Origin of the sequence: Streptomyces durocortorensis, assembly GCF_031760065.1 — a bacterium.
Classification (GTDB): Bacteria; Actinomycetota; Actinomycetes; order Streptomycetales; family Streptomycetaceae; genus Streptomyces.
In genome coordinates this window covers 961,906-987,535 of record NZ_CP134500.1, presented here as the reverse complement: position 1 = coordinate 987,535, position 25,630 = coordinate 961,906, and the positions used below count along the sequence as shown (strand labels likewise).

At 72.7% G+C, this 25,630-nt stretch carries 21 protein-coding genes; 15 read left to right on the top strand and 6 right to left on the bottom strand.

Translation table 11 applies throughout. The features are described from left to right. Positions 1-26: 26 nt before the first annotated feature. Entirely contained in the window at positions 27-998 is a 972-nt protein-coding gene (locus RI138_RS04225) for an aldo/keto reductase (RefSeq protein ID WP_311118809.1), read from the top strand. An 18-nt stretch (positions 999-1,016) separates the two neighbouring features. Here the strand turns inward: RI138_RS04225 and helR are convergent, their stop codons facing one another. Both helR and rox read right to left on the bottom strand, forming a co-directional pair. Then, a complete protein-coding gene (gene helR / locus RI138_RS04220; RefSeq protein ID WP_311118808.1) occupies positions 1,017-3,185 on the bottom strand; it encodes an RNA polymerase recycling motor ATPase HelR in 2,169 nt (722 codons plus the stop codon). Positions 3,186-3,265: 80 nt separating this feature from the next. Next, positions 3,266-4,720: a rifampin monooxygenase gene (gene rox / locus RI138_RS04215; RefSeq protein ID WP_311118807.1), complete on the bottom strand. Its 1,455-nt coding sequence runs from the start codon at positions 4,718-4,720 to the stop codon at positions 3,266-3,268. 310 nt (positions 4,721-5,030) lie between these two features. On the opposite strand from rox, the gene RI138_RS04210 reads away from it, so the two are divergent. After that, positions 5,031-5,582: a TetR/AcrR family transcriptional regulator gene (locus tag RI138_RS04210; protein WP_096629627.1), complete on the top strand. Its 552-nt coding sequence runs from the start codon at positions 5,031-5,033 to the stop codon at positions 5,580-5,582. Beyond that, positions 5,579-7,123, top strand: coding sequence for an MFS transporter (locus RI138_RS04205; RefSeq protein WP_311118806.1), 1,545 nt, complete (start codon positions 5,579-5,581; stop codon positions 7,121-7,123). The genes RI138_RS04210 and RI138_RS04205 overlap by 4 nt, the downstream gene beginning before the upstream one ends. A 74-nt stretch (positions 7,124-7,197) precedes the next feature. On the opposite strand, the gene RI138_RS04200 is transcribed toward RI138_RS04205, so the two are convergent. After that, positions 7,198-7,869, bottom strand: coding sequence for a lysophospholipid acyltransferase family protein (locus RI138_RS04200; protein WP_096629624.1), 672 nt, complete (start codon positions 7,867-7,869; stop codon positions 7,198-7,200). A 268-nt stretch (positions 7,870-8,137) separates the two neighbouring features. Here RI138_RS04200 and RI138_RS04195 point away from each other — a divergent pair, with 268 nt between their 5' ends. The 3 genes from RI138_RS04195 (at position 8,138) to RI138_RS04185 (ending at position 10,542) form a co-directional block, all read left to right on the top strand. Beyond that, entirely contained in the window at positions 8,138-9,301 is a 1,164-nt protein-coding gene (locus RI138_RS04195; protein WP_311118805.1) for a glycerophosphodiester phosphodiesterase, read from the top strand. A 149-nt stretch (positions 9,302-9,450) separates the two neighbouring features. Beyond that, positions 9,451-10,002 (top strand): sigma-70 family RNA polymerase sigma factor, encoded by a 552-nt coding sequence (locus RI138_RS04190; protein WP_311118804.1) that lies wholly within the window; start codon positions 9,451-9,453, stop codon positions 10,000-10,002. A 36-nt stretch (positions 10,003-10,038) separates the two neighbouring features. After that, positions 10,039-10,542 carry a GNAT family N-acetyltransferase gene (locus tag RI138_RS04185; RefSeq protein WP_096632526.1) on the top strand — a complete coding sequence of 168 codons (504 nt, stop codon included), beginning with the start codon at positions 10,039-10,041 and terminating at the stop codon, positions 10,540-10,542. A 61-nt stretch (positions 10,543-10,603) separates the two neighbouring features. Here RI138_RS04185 and RI138_RS04180 read toward each other — a convergent pair whose 3' ends face one another. Continuing rightward, on the bottom strand, positions 10,604-11,056 hold the full coding sequence (locus RI138_RS04180) for a hypothetical protein (RefSeq protein WP_311118803.1): 453 nt from the start codon (positions 11,054-11,056) through the stop codon (positions 10,604-10,606). 1 nt (position 11,057) lies between these two features. Continuing rightward, entirely contained in the window at positions 11,058-11,417 is a 360-nt protein-coding gene (locus RI138_RS04175; protein ID WP_096632522.1) for a hypothetical protein, read from the bottom strand. Positions 11,418-12,026: 609 nt separating this feature from the next. On the opposite strand from RI138_RS04175, the gene RI138_RS04170 reads away from it, so the two are divergent. From RI138_RS04170 to RI138_RS04135, 8 genes are all read left to right on the top strand, one after another. After that, a complete protein-coding gene (locus RI138_RS04170; RefSeq protein WP_311118802.1) occupies positions 12,027-13,115 on the top strand; it encodes a methionine ABC transporter ATP-binding protein in 1,089 nt (362 codons plus the stop codon). Beyond that, entirely contained in the window at positions 13,112-13,783 is a 672-nt protein-coding gene (locus RI138_RS04165; RefSeq protein ID WP_311118801.1) for a methionine ABC transporter permease, read from the top strand. Before RI138_RS04170 ends, RI138_RS04165 begins: the two co-directional genes overlap by 4 nt. A gap of 91 nt (positions 13,784-13,874) precedes the next feature. After that, positions 13,875-14,744, top strand: coding sequence for a MetQ/NlpA family ABC transporter substrate-binding protein (locus RI138_RS04160; protein WP_311118800.1), 870 nt, complete (start codon positions 13,875-13,877; stop codon positions 14,742-14,744). Positions 14,745-14,846: 102 nt separating this feature from the next. Then, positions 14,847-15,533, top strand: a complete 687-nt coding sequence (locus RI138_RS04155) for a GNAT family N-acetyltransferase (protein WP_311118799.1) — start codon at positions 14,847-14,849, stop codon at positions 15,531-15,533. 137 nt (positions 15,534-15,670) lie between these two features. Beyond that, positions 15,671-16,909: a precorrin-6y C5,15-methyltransferase (decarboxylating) subunit CbiE gene (cbiE, locus tag RI138_RS04150; protein WP_311118798.1), complete on the top strand. Its 1,239-nt coding sequence runs from the start codon at positions 15,671-15,673 to the stop codon at positions 16,907-16,909. A 333-nt stretch (positions 16,910-17,242) separates the two neighbouring features. Continuing rightward, positions 17,243-20,899, top strand: coding sequence for a nicotinate-nucleotide--dimethylbenzimidazole phosphoribosyltransferase (gene cobT, locus RI138_RS04145; protein ID WP_311118797.1), 3,657 nt, complete (start codon positions 17,243-17,245; stop codon positions 20,897-20,899). Positions 20,900-21,166: 267 nt separating this feature from the next. Further along, entirely contained in the window at positions 21,167-22,486 is a 1,320-nt protein-coding gene (gene cobA, locus RI138_RS04140) for a uroporphyrinogen-III C-methyltransferase (protein ID WP_096632511.1), read from the top strand. A 69-nt stretch (positions 22,487-22,555) separates the two neighbouring features. Further along, positions 22,556-23,374, top strand: coding sequence for a TrmH family RNA methyltransferase (locus tag RI138_RS04135; RefSeq protein ID WP_311118796.1), 819 nt, complete (start codon positions 22,556-22,558; stop codon positions 23,372-23,374). A 50-nt stretch (positions 23,375-23,424) separates the two neighbouring features. Here RI138_RS04135 and RI138_RS04130 read toward each other — a convergent pair whose 3' ends face one another. Continuing rightward, on the bottom strand, positions 23,425-24,786 hold the full coding sequence (locus RI138_RS04130; RefSeq protein ID WP_311118795.1) for a serine/threonine-protein kinase: 1,362 nt from the start codon (positions 24,784-24,786) through the stop codon (positions 23,425-23,427). Between the two features lie 572 nt (positions 24,787-25,358). Here RI138_RS04130 and RI138_RS04125 point away from each other — a divergent pair. Further along, positions 25,359-25,565, top strand: a complete 207-nt coding sequence (locus tag RI138_RS04125) for a hypothetical protein (RefSeq protein WP_311118794.1) — start codon at positions 25,359-25,361, stop codon at positions 25,563-25,565. Positions 25,566-25,630 lie beyond the last annotated feature (65 nt).

Genomic DNA, 25,630 nt, shown 5'->3' with positions numbered 1-25,630 from the left:
CCGCAACCGACCCCGAGGAGCCCGCGATGCCCTTCACCGCCCTGGCCACCGCGACGACCCCGACCGCCCACATCGGACTGGGCCTCGCAGCCGTCGGGAGGCCCGGATACATCAACCTCCACCGCAACCGGGACCTGCCGGAAGGCCGGGACGCGGAGGCCCTGCGCGCCCGTACGCACGAGCTGCTGGACGCGGCGTACGCACAGGGCGTCCGGTACGTCGACACTGCCCGCTCCTACGGCCGCGCCGAGGAGTTCCTCGGTGAGTGGCTGGACGCCCGGCCCTCCTTCACCGACCTCGTCGTCGGCTCCAAGTGGGGGTACACCTACACCGCCGACTGGAGCATCGAGGCCGAGGTCCACGAGGTGAAGGACCACAGCCTCGCCACCTTCGAGCGGCAGCGCGCCGAGACCCGCGAACTCCTCGGTGACCGGCTCGACCTCTACCAGATCCACTCGCTCACCCCCGACAGCCCGGCCCTCGCCGACAAGGAGCTCCACGAACGCCTGGCCGCACTCGCCGCCGAGGGGGTCGCCGTCGGGTTCTCCACCAGCGGCCCCGCCCAGGCGGACGCCATCCGGGCCGCGCTCGCCGTCACGGTCGACGGCGATCCCCTCTTCCGTACCGTCCAGGCCACCTACAACGCCCTGGAGACCTCGGCCGCCCCCGCTCTCGCCGAGGCCCACGACGCCGGGCTCACCGTGATCGTCAAGGAGGGCATGGCCAACGGGCGGCTCGCCGGGGACGAGGCCCCCGCCGTGTTCCAGGAGATCGCCGCCGACGCGGGAGTGGGCGGCGACGCGGTGGCCCTCGCGCTCGTCCTGCACCAGCCGTGGGCCGGGGTCGTCCTCTCCGGCGCCGCCACGGTCACCCAGCTCGCCGGAAACCTGCACGCCCCCGTCGTCGACCTCGACGAGGAGCGGCGGGCCCGGCTGGACGCCCTGGTCGAGGACCCGGAGGCCTACTGGCGGCACCGCGCGACCCTGCCCTGGCACTGAACCGAGGCGCGACCCCCGTCAGGGGCTCGTGAGGACCACCAGCCGCTGCGTCGCCCGGGTCATCGCGACATAGCGGTCCACCGCCCCCTCGATTCCCGCGCCGAACGCCTCCGGGTCCACGAGCACGACCAGGTCGAATTCGAGCCCCTTCGCCAGCTCCGGGCTCAGCGACCGCACGCGGGCCGTCCCCCGGAACGCGGGGGCGCCGATGACACAGGCCGTCCCTTCGGCGTGCTCCGCGAGCCAGGCGCCGAGGACCGCGTCCAGGTCCCGGGCGGAACCGCGGGCGACGGGGAGGCCGCCGGCGCGGACGGACGCCGGCACGTTGGCATCCGGCAGCACGGCCCGGATCACCGGCTCGGCCTCGGCCATGACCTCCCGCGGCGTCCGGTAGTTGATGCTCAGGGAGGCCAGGGTGATCCGGTCGAGCCCGACCCGCTCCAGCCGCTCGCGCCACGGCTCGGTGAACCCGTGCCGGGCCTGTGCACGGTCCCCGACGATCGTGAAGCTCCGGGACGGGCAGCGGGCCAGCAGCATCTGCCACTCGGCGTCGGTCAGCTCCTGCGCCTCGTCCACGACGATGTGGGCGAACGGCCCGGCGAGCAGGTCGGGCGCGATACCGCCCGCCCCTTCCGCGTCGTCCAGGGAGTTCCTCAGGTCCTGGCCGTGCAGCATCATCAGCGCGCCCTCCCCGTCCGCGTCCGCCTCGGCCAGGGTCTCGTCGGCGAGCAGACTGTCGATGACCTGGGCCATCCGCTCGCGCTCCGCGGCGGCGGCCGCCGCCCGCCGACGCCTGCGCCCCGAAGCCTCCGGGTCCCCGAGCCGCTGCCGTGCCGCGTCCAGGACCGGCAGGTCGGACACCGTCCAGGCCTGCGGGTTCGCCCGCTGCAACCTCCGTACGTCCTCGGGGCTCAGCCAGGGCGCGCACTTACGCAGATACGCGGGCACCGACCACAGGTCCCCGACGAGATCCGCCGCCTCGATCAGGGGCCAGGCCCGGTCGAAGGCCGCGAGCAGCTCCCGGTTCTGCCGCAGGGACGCCCGCAGCTGCTCCTCGGGGGCATCGCCGTCGTGCTTGTCCACGAGGATCGTGAGCAGCTCGTCCCAGATCCGGTCGCGCGCCTCGTTGTGCGGAGTGCCGGGGTCGGCCGCCTCGAACGCCGAGGCCCAGTCGGCTGGGCTCAGCCGGATGTCGGACCAGTGCGTCTCGACCCGCAGCCCCTTGGCGGGCGGCTCCTCGTAGAACCGGACGGCGGGCTCGATCGCCTTCACCAGGTCCGCGGACGCCTTGAGGCGAGCCACTTCCGGATCGGTCTCGACTCCTGCCCCGGCCCCCTCGGCGACGAGGTCTTGCAGGGTGCAGGTCTGGACGCCCTCCTCTCCCAGGCTCGGGAGCACATCGGCGACGTACCCCAGATAGGGCCGGGACGGGCCGATGAACAGCACCCCGCCCCGGCGGTGACCGAGGCGCGGATCGGAGTGGAGGAGATACGCGGAGCGGTGCAAGGCGACGACGGTCTTCCCCGTGCCCGGGCCGCCGTCCACGACGAGAGCGCCCCGGGAGCCCGCCCGGATGATGGCGTCCTGGTCGGCCTGGATGGTGCCGAGCACATCGCGCATCCGGGCCGAGCGGTTGTCACCCAGGCCCGCGATGAAGGCGGACTGGTCGTCGAGCGCGGCATGTCCGGCCAGGGCGTCCGCCGTGAACACCTCGTCCCAGTAGTCGCTGATCCGGCCGCCGGTCCAGCGGTACCGGCGGCGGCTCGCCAGCCCCATCGGGTTGGCGTGGGTGGCTCCGAAGAACGGTTCGGCGGCGGGGGAGCGCCAGTCGATCAGCAGTCGGCGGCCCGTGCTGTCGGTCAGGCCGAGCCGTCCGACGTACACCGGGGCGGAGCCGTCCGCAGCGGCCATGTGCCCGAGACACAGGTCCACGCCGAAGCGGCGCAGGGTGCGCAGCCGGGTGCTGAGCCGGTGGATCTCCGCGTCCCGGTCCATCGCCTCACGCCCGCCGCCGCCCGGTGCCCGGCGTTCGGCGTCGAGGCGCTCGGACAGCTCGGCGATCGTCGCCTCCAGACACCGGGCGATGGCGGCGAAGTGGTGCTCGTCGTCGGCGACCAGGGCCGGGTCGGCCTTGGCGGCTAGGCGGTCGGGGAGGTTGAAGGCACTGGTGGTGGTCAGGGGTTTCACGTCGTCAGTTCCGATCTCACGTTCGTACGTACAAGGCGGCCTTCCCCGGCCTGTCCCGGCTCTGCGGGCACGGCGGTGCTTCAGCCCGCGGGTGCGCCGAACCACCGCGCCAGCGCGTCCGGCAGCCCCGCCGGGTCCTGCCCGGCCCAGGCCACATGGCCGTCGGGCCGCAGCAGCACGGCGGGCACGTCCAGCTCCTCCGCGCGGTCGACCACGTGGTCGACCCGGTCCTCCCAGCCCGCCGCCGACAGCTCGCCGGTCCGGTCGAGCAGCAGTCCGCGGCCCCTGTGCATCAGCTCGTACAGGCGGCCCCGCTTCAGTGTCAGGTCCCGCATGCGGCGGCCGAGGAGTTCGTGTCCCTCGCCCAGGTCGTAGTGGACGTCGACCGCGGTGACCATGCCGGTCAGGTAGCGGTTCACCTCCTCGAAGTCCATCAGCCGCGAGAGCAGTTCCCGCAGCGCGGTCGCACCGGCGTCCGTGCCGAGCAGCTTCATCTGCGCCCGGGTGTTGTCCAGCACCCGCGCGCCCACCGGGTGCCGCTCGGCGTGGTAGCTGTCCAGCAGCCCGTCCGGCGCCCAGCCGTTGACCTCGGCCGCCAGCTTCCAGCCGAGGTTGAACGCGTCCTGCACACCGAGGTTGAGCCCCTGCCCACCGGTCGGCGGGTGGATGTGGGCCGCGTCCCCGGCCAGCAGCACCCGGCCGACCCGGTAGCGCTCGGCCTGCCGGGTGGCATCGCCGAACCGGGACAGCCAGCGGGGCGAGTGGACGCCGAAGTCGGTGCCCGCCACGGCCCGCAGCCGCTGCCGGAACTCCTCCAGGGTCGGTGCGGCCGCCCGGTCCTCGGCCACCTCGGCGGCGGGCACGATGACGCGGAAGGTGCCGTCCCCGTTGGGGATGGTGCCGAAGCGCAGGTGCGTCCGGCGAACCTCCTCGACGACGGCGGCGACCGTCTCCTGGTCCTCGGCCATCTCCATGTCGCCGAGCAGCGTCTCGGCCGTGGCGGGTTCGCCGGGGAAGGCGACGCCGAGCTGCCTGCGCACGGTGCTGCGGCCGCCGTCGCACCCGACGAGGTACCGGGAGCGCAGCCGCGTGCCGTCCGCCAGCTCGACGGTGACCCCGTCGGCGGCGGACTGGATCAGCCCGGTCACTTCGCAGCCGCGCCGGATCTCGGCGCCGAGCTGGACGGCTCGCTCGCGGAGCAGCCGTTCGGTGACCGGCTGGAGGGTTGACAGGCCGTACGGGTGCGCGGTGTCCAGCCGCTCCGGCCACGGCTTCTGGATGCCGCCGAAGAACCCGCCGACCTGGAACGTCTCGCTCACCGCGAGGAACCGGTCCAGCAGCCCCCGCTGGTCCATCACCTCGACGCTGCGCACATGCAGGCCGCGCCCCCGGGACTCCCGGGTCGGCTCGGTCAGCTTCTCCAGGACGACCGTGCGCACTTCGGCCAGCCGCAGCTCGCAGGCCAGCATCAGCCCGGTGGGTCCACCTCCGACGACGATTACGTCTGCGTCTGCGTCTACGCCTGCGTCGATCATCACTGCTACGCCCCTGTCGACGTCGAATTTCTGGAAGCCACCGGTGTATCCGGGCTTCGGCCGACGATTCTGCGGCCTTTGGGGGGCCTTGCCGCAAGCCCCCCCATGCGCTATAAGTTGAGAGTGGCAAGGAGTGGGTTCACCTCCTGTCCGATCCCGCCGCTCGTTCCGGCGCCCTCCCCGCGCGTGACCGTGCCGCGTCCCCCCCGTATCTCCTCAGGGTCGTTCGTGACCCCGGGCCCCTTCATGGCCCGGACCTTCATGACCTCTCAGTGAGACATTAATGTCTCACATGGGTTATGGTCGTCTCATGACTCTCGACCGTGAGCAGGTGCTGCGCAGCGCCGCCGCCCTGCTGTCCCACAAATCGACCGCCACCATGGACGAGGTCGCCAGGGCAGCCGGTATCGGCCGGGCCACCCTCCACCGCCACTTCGCCGGGCGCGACGCCCTGGTGAAGGCGCTGGAGGATCTCGGCATCCAGGAGTTCGAGGCAGCCCTCGACGCCGCCCGGCTCGACGAAGGCGCCTCCGATGAGGCGCTGCGCCGCCTCATCGCCGCCGTCGAGCCCAGCGCCGGACTCCTCTCCTTCCTCGTCAACGAGAACCAGCTCTTCGAGGGCGACGAGGTCAACGAGGGCTGGAACCGGGCCGACGCCCGTGTCTCCGCCTTCTTCCGCCGTGGCCAGGAGCGCGGCGAATTCCGTATCGACCTCACCCCCGCCTGGCTGACCGAGGCCCTCTACGGGCTCGTCGGCACCGGCGCCTGGGCCGTCCAGGTGGGACGGGTCGCCGCACAGGACTTCCAGTACATGGTCGTCGAGCTGCTGCTCGGCGGAGCCCGCCGGAGCGTGGAGCAATGACCAGCATCGACCAGCACCCGAAGACCGCGGACGAGGTACGCCGCCCGGGGCGGTGGATCGCGCTCGCCGTGCTCGTCCTCGCCGTGCTGCTGGTGGCCGTCGACGCCACCGTACTGGGGCTAGCCACCCCGTTCCTCAGCGAGGACCTCGCACCCACCGGCACCCAGCTGCTCTGGATCGGTGACGTCTACTCCTTCGTCATCGCCGGACTGCTCGTCTCGATGGGCAGCCTCGGCGACCGCATCGGCCGCAAGAAGCTGCTGCTGGTCGGTGCCGTGGCGTTCGGCGCGGTGTCCGTGCTCAACGCGTACGCGACCACGCCCGAGATGATGATCGTGGCCCGGGCCCTGCTCGGGGTCGCGGGCGCCACCCTGATGCCGTCCACCCTCGCCCTGATCCGCAACCTGTTCCACGACCCGCGCGAGCGGAGCCTCGCCATCGGTATCTGGGGCGCGATGGCCTCGGCGGGCGCGGCCGTGGGCCCGGTCGTCGGCGGATTCCTGCTGGAGCACTTCTGGTGGGGCTCGGTCTTCCTGATCAACCTGCCCGTGATGGCCGTGCTCGTGGTCGTCGGCGTCAAGCTGATCCCGGAGTCCAAGAACCCGGCCCCCGGCCCGTGGGACATGCTCAGCGTCGGCCTCTCCCTGGTCGGCATGATCGGCGTCGTGTACGCCATCAAGGAGACGGCCTCGCACGGGCTGAGCTGGGAGTCCGGTGCGGCAGCCGTCCTCGGAGCCGTCGCGCTCACCTGGTTCGTGCGCAGGCAGCTGAGGCTGCCCGCGCCCCTCCTGGACATGCGGCTCTTCCACCACCGGGGCTTCTCCGGCGCGGTCCTCGCGGACCTGCTGACCATCCTCGGCCTGTCCGGTCTGGTCTTCTTCCTCTCCCAGTTCCTGCAACTGGTGCAGGGCCGGGGGCCGCTGGAGGCGGGGCTCGCCGAACTGCCCGCGGCCATCGGCGCGGTGACCGCCGGTCTGCTGGCCGGATTCGCCGCCCGCCGGTTCTCGGTGCGCTCGGTCGTGGCGGGCGGACTCGGCGCGGTCGGTCTCGCGCTCGGCACGGTGACCCTGCTCGACCAGCACACCGGCTATCCGCTGCTGGGCTCCATGCTGCTGGTCGTCGGTGTCGGCGCCGGATTCTCCTTCACCGTCACCGCCGACGTCATCCTCTCCAGCGTCCCCAAGGAGCAGGCGGGCTCCGCCTCCGCGGTCTCCGAAACGGCGTACGAACTCGGCGCGGCCCTCGGCATCGCTCTGCTCGGCTCCATCGTCACCGGCGTCTACCGGGGCTTCCCGACCCCGGTCGGCACCCCCGCCGACGCCGAGTCGGCCGCCCACGAATCGCTGGGGGGAGCCGTCGAGGCCGCCACGGCGCTGCCCGCCGCCCAGGCCGGCCCGCTGGTCTCCGCGGCGCAGGAGGCGTTCGTCGACGGGCTGCGGTCCGCCGCGGGCGTCGGTGCGGCAGTGCTGCTCGCGGCGGCCGTCGCCTCCTGGTTCCTGCTGCGGGGGCAGAAGCTGGAAGACGGCATCGAGCACCCTTAGCCGTAGCCGTTCACAGAGAAGGGTCCGCACCCCGTTCCGGGTGCGGACCCTTCCGCGTACCAGGCTCTACGCGCTCAGGCGGCCTTGGCCTTCGTCGCGTACATGTCCACGTACTCCTGGCCGGACAACCGCATCACCTCGGACATCACCGAGTCGGTCACCGCCCGCAGCACATAGCGGTCGCGGTCCATGCCCTCGTAGCGCGAGAACTCCATCGGCTCGCCGAAACGCACCGTCACCTTGCCCGGCCGGGGCAGCCCGGCGCCGCCCGGCTGGAGCTTGTCGGTCCCGATCATCGCGAACGGGACCACAGGGGCGCCCGTCATCAGGGTCAGCCGCGCGATGCCCGTACGGCCCCGGTAGAGACGGCCGTCGGGGGAGCGGGTGCCCTCCGGGTAGATCGCGAAGGCCTGGCCCTCCTCCAGTACCCGGCGCCCGGTCATCAGCGCCGCGACACCGCCCCGGCCGCCGTCCCGGTCCACCGGGATCATGCCGGCGCCGGTGAAGAACCAGGCCATCAGCCGGCCCTTGAGGCCCTTGCCCGTGACGTACTCGTCCTTGCCGATGTAGAACACCGGACGGTCGACGCAGACCGGCATGACCATCGAGTCGATGAAGGTGAGGTGGTTGCCCGCGAGGATCACCGGCCCGGTCCCGGGGATGTTCTCGACGCCCTCCACCTGTGGGCGGAACATCAGGCGCAGAATCGGTCCGAGCACTGCCTTGAAGACCGTGAGACGGGACAACGGGTTCCTCCGGTGTGGTGGCCGGGCCGGCCGCGGTGGACTGGATGGGGTGGAACGGGCGGTGGCCGGAGCCGACGGGCGATGGTGGTGCAGGTGAGGACGATACTCGCGGGTATGAGCTGATCGCACATCGGGTTCACGTAGCGGATACGCGGTGTTGACGCGTGTTTCCGCCATGTTGGCCGTCGATCCGCCCTCCCGTACGCCTTCCAGCCTACGATCGGGCCTCGTTCGACCGGTCCCGGACATCACCGAGCGAGGAGCATTCATGACGGAGCGTGCGCGCACGACCCCCGGCCGACGGACCCTGCTGGGCGCCGCCGTCCTCGGCACGGCGGCCCTGGGGCTGCCCGGCGCGGCCCACGCCACCGGGCACGGCGGCGGCCACGGGCGCGGCGGCGGCCATGGATCACTGCGCGAGCTGCCCGTCCCGACGGTCATCGGCCACCGCGGGGCCAGCGGCTACCGCCCCGAGCACACCCTCGGCTCCTACCAGCTGGCCCTCGACATGGGCGCGCACATCGTCGAGCAGGACCTCGTCCCCACCAAGGACGGCCACCTCGTCTGCCGGCACGAGAACGACATCACCGCCACCACGGACGTCGCCGACCACCCCGGGTTCGCGGACCGCAGGACCACCAAGACGATCGACGGTGTCTCCTACACCGGCTGGTTCACCGAGGACTTCACCCTCGCCGAGCTCAAGACCCTGCGCGCCAAGGAGCGCATCCCCGGCAACCGCCCGGACAACACCCTCTACGACGGCCGCTGGACGGTTCCCACCTTCGACGAGGTCCTGCGCTGGGCGGACAAGGAGGGGCGCAAGCGCGGCAGGCCCGTCTGGCTGTACGTGGAGACCAAGCACCCCACCTACTTCCGGAAGCTCGGCCTCGGCCTGGAGGAGCCGCTCGCCCGGCTGCTGCGCCGCCACGGCCGCCACCGCAAGAACTCCCCGCTCATCCTCCAGTCCTTCGAGCCCAGCTCGGTCCAGCGCCTCGCCCGTCTGGTCGGCACCCCGCGGATCGTCCTGCTGTCCGGCCCGAAGGCGCGCCCCTGGGACTTCGTCGAGTCCGGCGACCCGCGCACGGTGGCCGACCTGGTGAAGCCCGCCGGGCTGAAGTGGATCGCCTCGTACGCCCAGGGCATCGGCCCCACCCTCGATCTGGTCATCCCCAAGGACGCCTCGGGACGGCTCACCACCCCGACCACGCTGGTACGGGACGCGCACGCCAGGGGACTGCTGCTGCACCCGTACACGCTGCGCAACGAGAACGGCTTCCTGCCCGCCGACTTCCGGCGCGGCACCGACCCCAACGCCTACGGCGACGTCTTCGGGGCCTGCGCCGCGTACTTCGCCACCGGCATCGACGGCATCTTCGCCGACCAACCGGACACCGCACTGCTCGCGGCGGCCGACTTCAAGGGGCGCTGACGGCGTACGGGGGCGATGTGCGGGGGCGACGGGGGCCCGGCCGGGATGACGGGCCACCCGCCGTCAGCGGTCCGCCCCGCCGTGCCCCGGTCGGGTGGTGAGACGCCCGAGGGGCAACCGGTGGCCGTCACCGGTACGTCCGCCGGGACATGACGCTTCTCGATCATGAACCCGACTCCGCGGCCACCGTCCTCGTCGTCCGCGCCTTAGAGCCCCTGGTGCGCGCGGAGGCGCGGGCCGAGGCTCCCGCCGCCGGGCTCGACCCCGCCGACCTCGAACAGGGCGTCTGGCTGCGGCTGCTGGAGCGCCCCGACGCGGCCGGACCACCCGCCGACCCGGCCCGCTGGGTGCGCGACACGGTACGCGCGGAGGCCCGCCGGGGGCGCCGCACCGCCCGGCGGGAACGCCCCTACGCCGGAACGGAGCCCGCCGCCGGACCGGCCGCCTGCCCGGAACGTGCCGCGCTCGGGGCCGCTGAACGCCGGGCGCTGCGCGCCGCGGTGGCCCGGCTGCCCGGACACTGCCCCCGGCTCCTGGAGGCGTTGCTCGCCCCCAGCGACCCGACCTACCGGGAAATCGCAGGGGAGTTGGGTATGTCACAGGGGAGTTTGGGACCGATCCGTTCCCGTTGCCTTGGATGTCTGCGCAGAATGCTGGCTGCGGAGGTTGTCGCTCCTTCCGTGCGGGGAAAGGAGCGGTAGGCAACCGGCGGACAGGTGAGCGGGAGGCGTGCACACATGGGCATGAGCGTGACCATCTCGGCGGCGACGGCACAGGACGTCGAGCAGATCTTCAGACTTCAGTACCTCTGCTTCCAGCGAGAGGCGGAGCTGTACGACAACTACCGGATCGACCCGCTCGTCCAGACCCTCGACGCGCTGCGCGCCGAAGTCGCCGACGACCTCGTGTTCGTGGCCCGGCTCGGCGACGAAGTCGTCGGTTCGGTACGCGGTTTCACCGACGCCGAGGGTACGGGCCTGATCGGCAAGCTCTGTGTGCACCCCCGCCTCCAGGGGCACGGACTCGGCTCCCGGCTGCTGCTCGCCGCCGAATCGGCACTGTCGGCCGAGCGGGCGGCGATCCGCTTCCGGCTGCACAGCGGGCACCGCAGCGAGACCAATCTGCGGCTCTGCCGACGGGCCGGGTACGCCCGGGTGGGAGCCGTCACCGGGGCGGACGGCGTCCAGCTCATCCTGCTGGAGAAGGACGCCGCGGACCGTCAGTACGTGGCCAGCGCCTGACCGGCACTATGTCGCCGGTGCCTGAGGGCGGGGCACACCGTCTTCCGCCGGAGGAGGCGGATCACGCCTTCGGGGCGGGTCCCGCCTTCTTCGCGCGGCGCAGCCAGATCATCCCGGTGACCGGCAGGATCACCGGGATGAACAGGTAGCCCATCCCGAAGTCCGACCACACCGTCGAGTCGGGGAAGGCGGACGGCTCGGCCAGCGTCCACGCGCCGACGACCAGCACGCCGAGGAGCTCGGCCGCGCAGCACACCAGCGCTGCCCGCCGGGCCTTCTCGCCGCCGCGCACCAGGGAGTAGGTGATGAAGCCGTACACCACGGCCGCGACGGCCGACAGCGTGTAGGCGAGCGGAGCGCGGTCGAAGCCCCTGATCATCTCGACGATCGAGCGGGATGCCGCCGCGACCGTGAACACGCCGTAGAACCAGACCAGGACCCGGCCCGGACCGGTGCCCAGCTCGAAGGACGGCTTCGTCGCCGGGTCCGCCTCGGGACGGTCGGTGTCGCTCACGTCAGTTTCCCCAGATGTCGTAGAGCCGCACTTCGAGCACCGCGAGCACGAGCGCACCCGCCGCCACCGTCACCGAGCCCCAGCGGGTCCGCTCCGACAACGACAGGAATCCGGCCGCCGGCACGGCCGCGAAGGAACCGATCAGATAGGCGATGAACACCGTCGTCCCCTGCTCCGGCCGCTCCCCGCGCGCCAGCTGCACGACGCCCACCACCAACTGGGCCAGCGCCAGGACGGAGACGATCGCCATCCCGATGAAATGCCAGTCTTTCGTCGGCTGGTCCCGGTAGGCGGCATGTCCGCACCAGGCGGCGAGGGCGAGCGCGGTCACGGCGACCGCGACCGTCAGGGCGTCAAGCATGCAGTGAGGGTATTACGGACGGAATGCCCGCCCGCGTTCGGCCCCGGGCCTGAGGCGTACGGGCGGTTCGGGGGGCTCCGGCGGCGGAGATCGTGGCCTTGGCCACAACCGGTGGCAGGAGTTCCGTATCCCGGGCACCCGCACCGCGCCGGACGAACCCTTGGATGCCTCGTATCGTCGCAGGTCACAGCCTTGTTCCGAGGAACGGGCGACAGGGCCGGAACCGGAACCTCCGGCAGTCCACCGCTGTCCGCTATCCGGACAACGTGGTTCACGGGGACCGCACGTCTGTTTTACTTGGCCCATGACCACGACGAGCAGCCGCACCCTTGCGACCGAGGCGATCAGCACGCCCGGTGCTCGTTGTATGTGTCGAATGCGCGCCTTCTGAGGGCCCCCGCCTGAGCCTCGCGCCCCGAAGCGAGACCGAGCCTGCGCCGTTTGCCCCCTGTGGAACGAGCCTGCCCGCGCATGTGCTGCCTCCCGGCCGACCGCCGTCTTCAGCCGTGCCGAGACGTAACCGGCCGACCAGCCAGAACAGTCTCTTCAGACGATTGCCCCGTGCCCGGCGGACACCGCGCCGCGCACTCGACAGTGACGGAAACCCCTGTGATCACCACTACGGGCCTCACGAAGGTCTACCAGTCGCGCGACCGTGAGGTCACCGCACTCGACGGCGTCGACCTGCACGTCCGCGAAGGCGAGGTGTACGGCGTCATCGGACAGAGCGGCGCCGGAAAGTCCTCCCTGATCCGCTGCGTCAACCTCCTGGAACGCCCCACCTCCGGCACCGTGACGGTGGCGGGCCAGGACCTCACCGCCCTGGCCGGCCGCGGCCGACGTGCCGGCGCCGAGCTGCGCCGGGCCCGCACCCGTATCGGCATGGTCTTCCAGCACTTCAACCTGCTGGACTCCCGCACGGTGCTGGACAACGTGGAACTGCCGCTGGAGATCCTCGGGGTCTCCGGCCAGGAGCGCACCCGCAAGGCCAAGGACCTCCTCGACCTGGTCGGCCTCGCCGACAAGGCCAAGGCCTACCCCGGCCAGCTCTCCGGCGGCCAGAAGCAGCGCGTGGGCATAGCCCGCGCCCTGGCGGGCGACCCCAAGGTGCTGCTCTCGGACGAGGCGACCTCCGCGCTCGACCCCGAGACCACCCGCTCCATCCTCCAGCTGCTGCGCGACCTCAACCGGCAGCTCGGCCTGACGGTCCTGCTCATCACCCACGAGATGGACGTCGTCAAGACCATCTGCGACTCCGCGGCGCTCATGCAACGCGGCCGGATCGTCGAGTCCGGGACCGTCGGCGAACTCCTCGCCACCCCCGGCTCCGAACTGGCCCACGAGCTGTTCCCGGTCGGCGGCACCGCCTCCGGCCCCGACCGTACGGTCGTCGACGTCACCTTCCACGGGGACTCGGCCTCGCAGCCGGTCATCTCCCAGCTCTCCCGTACGTACAACATCGACATCTCGATCCTCGGTGCGGCGATGGACACCGTGGGCGGCAAGCAGATCGGGCGGATGCGCATCGAGCTGCCCGGCCGCTTCGAGGAGAACGTCGTGCCGATCGGCTTCCTGCGCGAGCAGGGCCTCCAGGCCGAGGTCGTCGAGACCGGGACCGAACCGAAGAACCCCGCCGCCACCGCCAACGTCGTGCCGGAACAGCCGACCGCCCCGCTCACCAAGGAGGTCGTCAAGTGACCTGGTCCGAAATGCAGCCGCTGCTCACCCAGGGCACCGTCGACACCCTCTACATGGTGCTGTGGTCGGCGCTGGTCACCGTCGTCGGCGGACTGCCGCTCGGCGTCCTGCTGGTCCTCACCGACAAGGGCGGACTGCTGCAGAACACCGTGGTGAACAAGGTCATCGGTGTGATCGTGAACATCGGCCGCTCACTGCCGTTCATCATCCTGCTGATCGCCCTGATCCCCTTCACCACCTGGGTCGTCGGCACCTTCATCGGCCCCACGGCGATGATCGTCCCGCTGGCCGTCGGCGCCATCCCGTTCTTCGCCCGGCTCGTGGAGACGGCGATCCGGGAGGTCGACCACGGGCTCGTGGAAGCGGTCCAGTCGATGGGCGGCTCGATCCCCACGATCGTCCGCAAGGTGCTCCTGCCGCAGGCCCTGCCCTCGCTCGTCTCGGGCGTCACCACCACCCTCATCGTGCTCATCGGCTACTCCGCGATGGCTGGTGCGGTCGGCGGCGAAGGGCTCGGCTCCAAGGCCGTCACCTACGGATTCCAGCGCTTCGACAACCAGTTCATGCTGATCACCGTCGCGTTGCTGATCGTCATCGTCACCGTGATCCAGCTGATCGGCGACCTCACCGTCCGGCTGCTGGCCCGCCGCGGCCGCACCGCCTCCTGAGGGCCGCCGGGCAACCCTGAACCTCCCTTCCCCACCAAGTCCGAACTCCTTGTCCGGACGCACCACCACCAGTAAGAAAGAGGCACTTTTCGTGCGCAAGAACATCAAGATCACCGCAGCCGCCGCTTCCGCCGCCGCCCTCGCCCTCGGTCTGAGCGCCTGCGGTACGGACTCCGACCCGGCCTCCTCCAAGAGCGGGACCGGCGCCGGCGCCGACACCTCCAAGGCCCTCGTGGTCGCCGCGTCCCCGACGCCGCACGCCGACATCCTGAACTTCGTCAAGAAGAACCTGGCGGAGAAGGAGGGCCTCAAGCTGGAGGTCAAGGAGTTCACGGACTACGTCCTGCCGAACACCGCCACCCAGAACGGCCAGGTCGACGCCAACTTCTTCCAGCACAAGCCCTACCTGGACGACTTCAACAAGAAGAACGGCACCACCATCGTCCCGGTCGTCGACGTCCACCTGGAGCCGCTGGGGCTCTACTCCAAGACGGTCAAGGACCTCAAGGACATCAAGTCCGGCCAGACCATCGCCGTCCCCAACGACACCACCAACGGCGGCCGCGCCCTCCAGCTGCTCGCCGAGAACGGCCTGATCACCCTCAAGGACGGTGTCGGCACCAGCGCCAAGCTGAGCGACATCACCGACAAGAAGGGCCTGGAGTTCAAGGAGCTGGAGGCCGCCACCGTGCCCCGCGCCCTGAACGACGTGGACGCCGCCGTCATCAACGGCAACTACGCCATCGAGGCCAAGCTCTCCCCGGCCGAGGACTCCCTCGCCCTGGAGAAGGCCGAGGGCAACCCGTACGCCAACTTCCTCGCGGTGAAGGAAGGCAACGAGAAGGACCCGCGCGTCGAGAAGCTCGCCAGGCTCCTCAACTCCGACGAGGTCAGCAAGTTCATCGAGGACACCTACCAGGGCTCGATCGTCCCGGCCTCCGGCACCCCCGCCAAGTCCTGACGCCAGCCCCGGACTTGCCGACGGAGCCCCGCCCCTCCCGCCCGGGAGGCGCGGGGCTCCGTCGTGCGGACCCGCCCATGCACAACGCCGCCCCGATGCTGCATGCTGTGCTTTTACCCGGTCTTCGGCATGGAGCTGCGCATGACTACCACCTTTCCGTCCATCTCCATCAGCACGGACAGGTTGGTGATGCGTCCCTTCGAGATGGCCGACATCCCCGCGTACATCGAGATGATGAACGACGAGATGGTCACCGCGTGGACCGACGGACCGTACCCGTACACCCAGGTCGACGCCGAACGCTGGGTCCGCAGGATCGCTCCTGCGGAACGCACCACCGGCCACGGCATCGTCTTCGCGGTCACCGAATTCCTCACCCAGCGACTCGTCGGCAGCGTCCGCCTCCTCAGCACCGACTGGCGCACCCTGTCCACCGAGGTCCGCTACATCACCGCCCCCTGGGCCCGGGGCGAGGGTTACGCCACCGAATCCGTGCTCGCCATAGCCGAATGGCTCTTCCGCGACCAGGGCTTCGAACGCATCGAGCTGCGCACCCCCGCCGACAACACCGCCGCCCAGCAGGTCGCCCAGAAGCTCGGCTGCATCAGCGAGGGCGTCCTGCGCAACGCCCGCATCGCCCGCACCCGGACCGAGAACGGCACCGACGGCGGCTGGACCGACATCCGCACCGACCTGATCGTCTGGGGACTCCTGCCCGAGGACCTCGAAGGGGTCGCCGAGCAGCTCGCCGACGCCGGCGGCTACGGCACGTACAACGACTGGAAGTAGCGCCCCGGGCCCCGAGGCCCCCGAGAGGCCAGGCTCCGGACCAAGTACTCTCACCCCTGCCCAGCTCAAACGGGTCACCGCGCCCACCACTCCAGGGCGCACCCCGCTCCCTCCGACACCCCAGGAGACAGACGACGATGGCCGACCGGGTCACGGTGATCGGCTGGGACGGCTCGCCACTGACCAGAGCGGCCACGGCCGCGCTCTCGGCCGCCACGCTCGTCGCGGGCGCCGCCCACCACCTCGCCCTGCCCGAAGTGCCCCCGAACGCCGAACGCATCCGCCTCGGCAGCGTCGACCTGGCCGCCCGCCGCATCGCCGGACACCGCGGCAGCGCGGTGGTCCTCGCCGACGGCGACCCCGGCTTCTTCGGCGTCGTCCGCACCCTGCGCGCCCGCGAACACGGCCTCGAAGTCGAGGTCGTCCCCGCCGTCTCGTCCGTGGCCACCGCGTTCGCCCGGGCCGGAATGCCCTGGGACGACGCCCAGATCGTCGTCGCCCACCCGCGCACCCTGCGCCGCGCTGTCAACGTCTGCCGGGCCCACCACAAGGTCGCCGTCCTCACCTCACCGGGCGCGGGCCCCGCCGAACTGGCCCTCCTCCTCGACGGTGTCCACCGCACCTTCGTGATCTGCGAGGAGCTCGGCACCGACCGCGAACGCGTCACCGTCCTCACCTCCGACAAGGCCGCCGACCACGCCTGGCGCGACCCCAACGTCGTCATCGTCATCGGCAGCGGCCCCGACACCACCGCCGCGGGCGCCTGGATCGCGGGCCGTCGGCCCGCCTACCCCCAGGGCATACGGGGCTGGGCCCTGCCCGCGGCCGCCTACCGGGAGGCAGGGGCGGAGCGGATGCAGGAGTCCGGCGAGGGCGAGTTCCCGGGCCTGCGCGCCGCGCAGCTCGCCCGCCTCGGCCCCCGCACCGGCGACCTGGTCTGGGACATCGGCTCCGGCAGCGGCGCCCTGGCCGTCGAGGCCGCCCGCTTCGGTGCGGCGGTCCTGGCCGTGGACGCCGACCCGGCAGCCTGCGCCCGTACCGAAGCCGCCGCCCGCGCCTTCGGCGTCCCCGTCCAGGTGGTCCGCGGCCGTGCCCCGCACGTCCTGGAGCGGCTGCCCGAACCGGACGTCGTACGGATCGGCGGCGGGGGAGTGCCGGTGGCCACCGCCGTCGCGGACCGCCGCCCGGAACGCATCGTGACCCACGCCTCCACCCGGGACGAGGCCGAGGCCCTCGGCGGAGCCCTCGCCGGCAACGGCTACGCCGTCGAATGCTCACTGCTCCAGTCCGTCGACCTGGACACCGCCGCCTGGACCGAACGCGAACGGTCTGTCGTGTTCCTGCTGTCCGGCCGCCGTTCGGACCTCGCCCCCTGACCCGTTCCGCCTGGTACGGAAGGTAGGCTGGCCGATTGTTGTACCGCGCCCGGCCGTTCGACGCTTCGTTCGTCAATGTCCGGAAAAGTGGACTGTTTTGGTCCGCACTGTGGTACGGCACTACCCGGGGGACGCGCAACGTGGCGTAGTCCACAGTGAGCCGTGGCGGAACTGCCCGCCGCGGCGGCGAACGGCCGCGAGAATAGGAAGCTCCGCGGGCGTTTCGTGCCGCGCGGCGAGCCCGCTCGTTCTTGATGACGAGCACCGGCGTGCCGTGGTTCGGCGTCCCGGGCGAAGGGCCGAAGGAGCACTGACGATGGGCGAGGGGTACGCATGACTGACACCGGCCAGATCCCGGGCGAGGGACTGCCGGAGAACGCAGGCATGGTGGAGCAGCCGGGCATCCCCGCCCCGGACGCGTACACCTTCCTCGACCCCTCCGAGCACACCCCCGAGGACGACGACCTCCTGCTGATGCCGACCTCCCAGGGCGCCTGGAGCGACCCGCCGGCCGCCCCGGCGCCGGAGCAGACGACGCCCGCCCCTGCTCCCGCGGTGGCCCAGCAGCCTCCGGCCCAGGCCCCCGCGCCCGAACAGCCCGCGCAGCAGATCCAGCCCCAGCCCCAGCAGTACGCCGCACAGCCCCAGCCCCAGGTGCCCGCGCAAGGCCAGACGGCACCGGCGCCCGCCGAGCCGCACGGCACGCATGAGTCCGGCGGCCGGGACTCCGGCTCCGTCGACGTGAGCGCCGTACGCATCCCGGCCCCCGCGCCCGCACCGGCACCGGTCGGCGCGCACGCGGCAGCCACGGCCCCCGCTCCCGCCGGCCCCGCTCCTGCCCGTCGTCCGCTGCACCGCGGCCCCGCCTCGGCCGAGGCCCCGTCGTACGCCGGCGGTACGCAGGGCGGTGGCGTGGTCCGCTCGCTGGCCGACCGGGGCCCCGCCGGAGCGGTGCGCACCGCATCCCCCGCCCGCCACGCGGGCCCGCCGACCACCGGACCGGAGTACTTCGACGTCCCGGTCGAGGACTCCTCGGCACTGCCGGGCCCCCAGCTGGGCGAGATCCCGCCGCAGGGCGGGGCGCCGTGGGGAGCCCCGCAGCCGTCGGGGCCCGCGGGGCCCGCTGCGGTCGCCGCCGAGGCGCCCGAGCCCGCCGAGCCGACCGCGCAGGCCCGGTCCGCTGGGCCGGTTGCCGCCGAGCCCGTGGTCGAGCAGCCGGTTCAGCGGGAACAGCCTGCGCAAGTGGAGCAGCCGGAGCAGCTTCAGCAGCCGGAGCCGCCTGCCCAGCCCGAACAGATCGAGCGGGCCGAACAGATCGAGCAGGCCGAGCCGGTCGCACCGATGGAGTCGGCTGAGCCCGCTGAGCCCGCTGAGCCGGTCGAGCCGCCTCAGCAGGCGATCCCGGAAGAAACGGTCGTCCCCGAGGCGGCACAGCCGGAAGCACCGGTGGAGGCCGTGATCCAGCCCCCGGCCGAGCAGCCGTCCGAGGCCCCGGCCCCCGTGGCGCAGACGCCGGAGATTCCGGATGCCGGGGCCGAGGCCCCGGTCGAGCCGTTGGCACCCGAGCCCCTGGCAGTGGCAGCGGAGGCAGCCCCGACGCAGGCGACCGCCCCCGAGCCGCAGGCAGAGGCCCCGGCCCCAGCCCCGGACGCGGCGCCCGCCCCGGACGCGGCGCCCGCCGAGCCGGTTGCCGTGCCCGAACCGGTGACGCCCGCCGAGCCGGTTGCCGTGCCCGAACCGGTGACGCCCGCCGAGCCGGTTGCCGTGGCCGACCAGGCACCCCCCGTCGCGCCCGAGCCTGCGACCGCGCCCGAACCGGCCCCGGTCGTGGTGGTGGCCGAGACCCCGGAGGCGGCGGCACCCGCCGCCGAGCCGGGGACCCAGCCGGAGGCCCGGCCCGAACCGCCGGCGACCGACATCCCCGCGCCCGCCCCCGTACAGGCCACCCAGGCCGCTGAGCCCGACGCGGAGGACGGGACCGGCCCCGAGATCATCGAGACCCCGGAGCTGACGGAGCCGGACCAGCCTGCGCAGGCCGACGAGCAGACCGACCAGCCGGCGGCGGCGCACGAACCGGCGCAGCCGGCGGCACCGGAACAGGCCGAGGCACCGCAGCAGGCGGAGGCACCGCAGCAGGCGGAGGCACCGCAGCAGGCGGAGGCACCGCAGCAGGGCGAGGCATCGCAGTCGGCCGAGGAAGTCACCGAGCTTTCCACCTCGCCCGTCGCCGCCCCCGCTCCCGACCCTGCCCCCGTCACCGCCCCCGCTCCCGGCTACGACGACGCCGAGCGTGAAGCGGTGCTCCGGGTCATGCGCGAGCGCCGGGACATCCGCAACGGGTTCCGCAGCGACCCGATTCCGCACGAGGTCCTCCTCCGGGTGCTGGAGGCCGCGCACACCGCGCCGAGCGTCGGTCACTCGCAGCCGTGGGACTTCGTCGTCATCCGCTCGGCGGAGACCCGTCGCTCCATGCACGAACTGGCCCAGAGCCAGCGCGACGCCTATGCCAAGTCGCTGCCCAAGGGCCGGGCGAAGCAGTTCAAGGAACTGAAGATCGAGGCGATCCTCGACACCCCGGTCAACATCGTCGTCACCGCCGACCCGACCCGGGGGGGCCGCCACACCCTCGGCCGGCACACCCAGCCGCAGATGGCGCCGTACTCCTCGGCCCTCGCCGTCGAGAACCTCTGGCTCGCCGCCCGAGCCGAGGGCCTCGGCGTGGGCTGGGTCAGCTTCTTCGACGAGCGGGAGATGGTCCGCGCGCTCGGCCTGCCCGAGCACCTCGAAGTGGTGGCGTACCTCTGCGTGGGTTACGTCGACGAGTTCCCCGAGGAGCCGGAGCTGATGCAGGCGGGCTGGTCCAAGCGCCGCCCGTTGTCCTGGGTCGTCCACGAGGAGACGTACGGCCGCCGCGCCCTGCCCGGCGAGGAGCCGCACGACCTGCTCCAGGAGACGATCTCCGCGATCCGCCCGCTGGACGCGAAGGCGCTGGGCGAGGCGTGGGAACGCCAGAAGCGGATGACCAAGCCCGCCGGTGCGCTGGGCATGCTGGAGATCATCTCCGCGCAGCTGTCCGGGCTCTCCCGGATGTGCCCGCCGCCGATCCCGGAGCCCGCGGCCGTCGCGATCTTCGCCGGTGACCACGGGGTGCACGCCCAGGGCGTCACCGCCTGGCCGCAGGAGGTCACCGCCCAGATGGTGGCGAACTTCCTCGGCGGCGGAGCCGTCTGCAACGCGTTCGCCGCCCAGGTCGGCGCGGAGGTGTGCGTGGTGGACGTGGGCGTCGCCACGGACCTGCCCGCGACCCCCGGCCTGCTGCCCCGCAAGGTGCGCGCGGGTACGGCGGACTTCACCACGGGTCCCGCCCTCACCCGGGAAGAGGTCCTGGCCGCGATCGAGGTCGGCATCGAGACCGCCCGCGACCTGGTGGCCGCGGGCAACAAGGCCCTGCTCACCGGTGAGATGGGCATCGCCAACACCACCGCGTCCGCCGCGCTGATCTGCGTGTACACCGGGATCGACGCCGCCGAGGTGACCGGCCGGGGAACCGGAATCAACGACGAGATGCACGCCCGCAAGGTCGACGTCGTACGCCGCGCCCTCGACCTCCACCAGCCCGACCCCGCCGACCCGATCGGCGTCCTCGCGGCGGTCGGGGGCCTGGAGCACGCGGCGATGGCCGGTTTCCTCCTCGGCGGAGCGTCCCTGCGTACGCCGGTGATCCTGGACGGCGTCAGCGCGGGCGCGGCGGCCCTCGTCGCACGGGCGATCGCCCCCGAGGCGCTCGCCGCCTGCATCGCGGGCCACCGCAGCGCCGAACCCGGCCATGTGGCGGCCCTGAACAAGCTGGGCCTGCGCCCCCTGGTCGATCTGGACCTGCGCCTGGGTGAGGGCACGGGCGCGCTGCTGGCGCTGCCGATCGTGCAGAGCGCGGCGCGGGCGATGCACGAGGTGGCGACGTTCGACTCGGCGGGAGTAACGGAGAAGTAGCCGGGGCCGCCCCTTCCAGCTCCTCCGACCCTTCCAGCTCCTCCGGCGCTTGAGGAGCGGGGTCCGGGGCGGAGCCCCCGGTTTCTGGAAGGGGCGGGTAGGGGACAGGGCCCGCCGGGCGCCCCACCCGCCCACCGGCCCCAGGCCCCACCCCCGCCCACCCCGTATCGTGTTCCCCACCCAGGAACCCCCACTTCCGCACGTCACAGCCGCTCCACCGCCGCAGCGGCGCCTACGCAGCACCCCGTACGAGGAGCCCGCACCGCCATGGCCGAGCACGCAGACCACGCAGGTCACGCCGAGGACGCAGTCCACGCCGCGCACGCGGATCACGCCGATCACCCCGCGTACCCCGTAGGACTGCGCCTGCACGGCCGCCGCGTCGTCGTCATCGGCGGCGGCCAGGTCGCCCAGCGCCGCCTGCCGCAGCTCATCGCCACCGGCGCGGCCATCACGCTGGTCTCCCCGTCCGCGACGCCCTCCGTCGAGGCGATGGCCGACGCGGGGGAGATCCGCTGGGAGCGCCGCCGCTACCAGGACGGCGACCTCGCCGACACCTGGTACGCCTTGGTCGCCTCCTCCGACACCGCCGCCAACGACGCCGCCTCCGCCGAGGCCGAGCGCACCCGCACCTGGTGCGTACGGGCCGACGACGCCGAGGCCGCGACCGCCTGGACCCCGGCCACCGGCCGCAGCGAGAACGTCACGGTCGCCGTCCTCACCACCACGTCCCAGGGCCGTGACCCCCGGCACTCCGCCGCCATCCGCGACGCCATCGTCGAGGGCCTGCGCGACGGCACCCTCGCCGCCCCGCACCACCGCACCCGCGCCCCCGGCGTCGCCCTGGTCGGCGGCGGCCCCGGCGACCCGGACCTGATCACGGTCCGCGGCCGCCGCCTCCTCGCCGAGGCGGACGTGGTCATCGCCGACCGCCTCGGCCCCCGCGACCTGCTCGACGAACTGCCGCCGCACGTCGAGGTGATCGACGCGGCGAAGATCCCGTACGGGCGGTTCATGGCCCAGGAGGCGATCAACCAGGCGCTGATCGAGCACGCCAAGGCGGGCAAGGCCGTGGTCCGGCTCAAGGGCGGCGACCCGTTCGTCTTCGGCCGGGGCATGGAGGAGGCCCAGGCGCTGGCCGCCGAGGGCATCCCCTGCACGGTCGTCCCCGGCATCTCCAGCACCATCTCCGTCCCCGGTGCGGCCGGTATCCCGGTCACCCACCGAGGAGTGGCCCACGAGTTCACCGTGGTCAGCGGCCATGTCGCCCCCGAGGACCCGCGCTCGCTGGTCGACTGGGAGGCGATCGCCCGGCTGCGCGGCACCCTCGTCCTGCTGATGGCCGTCGACAAGATCGGTGCCATCGCCGCCGCCCTGATCGCCCACGGCAAGGACCCGGCCACCCCGGTAGCCCTCGTCCAGGAGGGCACCACCGCCGCCCAGCGCCGCGTCGACGCCACGCTCGCGGACGTCGGCGAGCGCGCGGTCGCCGAGGACGTGCGCCCGCCCGCGGTGATCGTGATCGGCGAGGTCGTCGCGGTGGGACCGGACTCCGCGCCGAGGCCCGCCCCGGCCGCGGCCGACTGACCGCGGGCACACCCGGGCATCTTCATCCCAGGCGTTGGCACCTCACACCGGACAAGGCAGTATCACCCTGTGGCAGACATCATCACCGTCGACGATCCCGACGACCCGCGCCTGAGCGACTACATCGGACTGACCGACGTCGAGCTGCGGCGACGGCGGGAGCCCGCCGAGGGCCTCTTCATCGCCGAGGGCGAGAAGGTGATCCGGCGCGCCCGGCTCGCGGGGTACGAGATGCGGTCCATGCTGCTCTCCGCCAAGTGGGTCGACGTCATGCGGGACGTCATCGACGAGGTCCCGGCCCCCGTGTACGCCGTCGCCCCGGATCTCGCCGAACGCGTCACCGGCTACCACGTCCACCGGGGTGCGCTGGCCTCCATGCAGCGCAAGCCGCTCCCCACCTCCGACGAACTGCTCACCGCCGCACGCCGGGTGGTCGTCATGGAGTCGGTCAACGACCACACCAACATCGGCGCGATCTTCCGCAGCGCCGCCGCCCTCGGCATGGACGCCGTCCTGCTCTCCCCGGACTGCGCCGACCCGCTCTACCGGCGCTCCGTCAAGGTCTCCATGGGCGCGGTGTTCTCCGTTCCCTACGCCCGTCTCGAAGCCTGGCCCAAGTCGCTGGAGACGGTACGGGAGGCCGGCTTCCGGCTCCTCGCGCTGACCCCCGACGCAAAGGCCACCAGCATCGACGAGGCGGCCCCGCACCGACTGGAGCGGGTGGCGCTGATGCTCGGGGCCGAGGGCGAAGGGCTGACCACGAAGGCGCTGATGGCGGCCGACGAGTGGGTCCGTATCCCGATGGCGCACGGTGTGGACTCGCTGAACGTGGGCGCGGCGGCCGCCGTCGCCTTCTACGCGGTGGCGACGGGCCGCCCGGAGAACTGAGCGCGTACGGCAGCAGCACGACTGCGCCGCGCCCTGCCCGTAGGTCCCGCTTACGCGTTCCGGCCCTGACGCCCCACGCCGAAGCTGCCGTCGACAGCGTCATTCCGCACGTCCACCGGTGACCCAGGCTGCGCCTGCGATGCCCCGCCCGCAGGCCGCTCGGTCCCGCCGAGGCCACGGGCCGGTCCCTGGCAGCCCTGCGCCGCCGCGATGCCCAGCGCCACCAGCAGCGTCACCACCACGAACACCACCAGCCGCTGACGCAGCAGCCGTGGGTTGGCCGGCCGCCGCCCCGCCGACGTCGTCCGTGCCCCGGAACGGGTGCCCGGCCTGCCGTTCGTCCCGGCCGCCGGTCCCGGCCGCTTCCCGGAGCCGGAGCGCGTCGTGCTGCGCGGTGCCTGCGGACGCGACCCACCGGTGCGCGGGGCCCCCGAACGGGCGGGCGCGGGACGCCTGCCCTGCGGGCGGGAGGCCGAGGGCCCTTCCGCCCGGCGGGTGTGCTGCTCGGCGTACGGATCGGCCATCCGGCCGGTCGCCCGGTCCACGTCCTGGGCGGAGCGCTGGACGGGCGGCCTGCTCTCGTGCAGCCCCTGTGCCTCGCGCGCCGCGATCTCCTTGAGCCGCATGGACAGTTGCAGCGTGCTGGGCCGCTCCTCCGGGTCCTTCGCCAGACAGGCGCGCACCAAGGGGGCCAGGGCGTCGTGCACCCCGTGGAGCTGGGGTTCCTCGTGCACCACGCGGTACAGCATCACCTCGGAACTGCCGTGCCCGAAGGGGGAGTCGGCCATCGCCGCGTACGCCAGCGTCGCGCCGAGCGAGAAGACGTCCGTCGCGGGCGTCACCGCCGCGCCCCGGACCTGCTCGGGCGCGAGGAACCCGGGCGACCCCACCGCCGTACCGACATGGGTGAGCGTGCTCGCCCCGGTCGCCCAGGCGATGCCGAAGTCGATGATGCGGGGGCCCTTGGGGGAGAGGAGGATGTTCGACGGCTTCAGGTCGCGGTGGACCACCCCCGCCTCGTGGACGGCCACCAGGCCCTCGGAGAGCGCCGCCCCGATCGAGGCCACCTCGGCCGCGGACAGGGGACCTTCCTCGGCCACCTTGTCGTGCAGCGAGGGGCCGGGGACATACTGCGTCGCGAACCACGGGCGGTCCGCGTCCAGATCGGCGGCGACCAGCCGGGCCGTGCAGCCGCCCCGGATGCGCCGGGCGGCGGAGACCTCGCGCGCGAACCGCGAACGGAACTCCTGATCCTCCGCCAGGTCGGGCCGGATCACCTTGAGCGCGACCCGCTGGCCGCGCCGGTCGGAGCCGAGGTAGACGACGCCCATGCCGCCCGCGCCGAGCCGTCGGTGCAGCCGGAACGAGCCGACGAGACGCGGGTCCTCGCGCCGGAGCCGCATCATCGCCATCGTCTGCCCATCCCCGCTGCCTGGTCCGCCTGACGAGGCACAGCTTACGTACCCCGCGCCCGGCTCGCTCAGAGGCCGCGCCCTCACCCGGGATTCGATTGTCCGTGCCCGGTGGGACAGGTGAAGCGAGGTCAGAGCCCGGCGGTTCCGGGCGTCTCGGCCGTCGGCCTCCCCCAAGGCGCCGCCGGGCAGGGGGGATTGGATCGACCGGCACGCGTCACCGGGTACGAGGCGCTGAGCCCGGGCCCACCGCTCCGGCATACCGGGCGGCGGTGTCCGGAGCTGCCCCCGGGGTGGGGGCGGCCGCCCGGCGGACGTGAGTGAAGTCACCCGCCGGCCGGCCTCCGCCGCCCCCGCCCCCTCCGGGATCACCCCAAGGCCGGATGCCCCGTCTCCACCCAGGGGAGTACGCGGAGCGCCGACGGCTCATCCTCCGGGAGGCCCGGTATTCGGTACGCGGGCATGACGCCCCGTGCTCACCGGTTACCTAATGTTGAGGTCAAGCGGCGGGCGCAGCACTCGTCCCCCGAGGTCACACGCCCGCCGCCCCCCATCAGGTCAGGAGAGGAACCATGGCGGACACGGCAACGCGGACGATGGTCCGTATGCGAGGACGCAAGGCGTACGCCTCGTTCGGCGCCCGTCCGTCCGGTACGCGTCACCCGTTGGTGGCGACGGCCATGGTCCTTCCCCTGGCGGCCCTGCTCGCGGTCGTCTTCGGCGGCTGGGAAGCGGTGGTCACACAGGCGTCGTCCGTGGCGGTGATGCTGGGGCGCTGAGCGGCGCCCGGGGTCCGGAAGAGCGGTCCGGACCCGCACATCCGGCCAACAGCCCCGTGGGGACG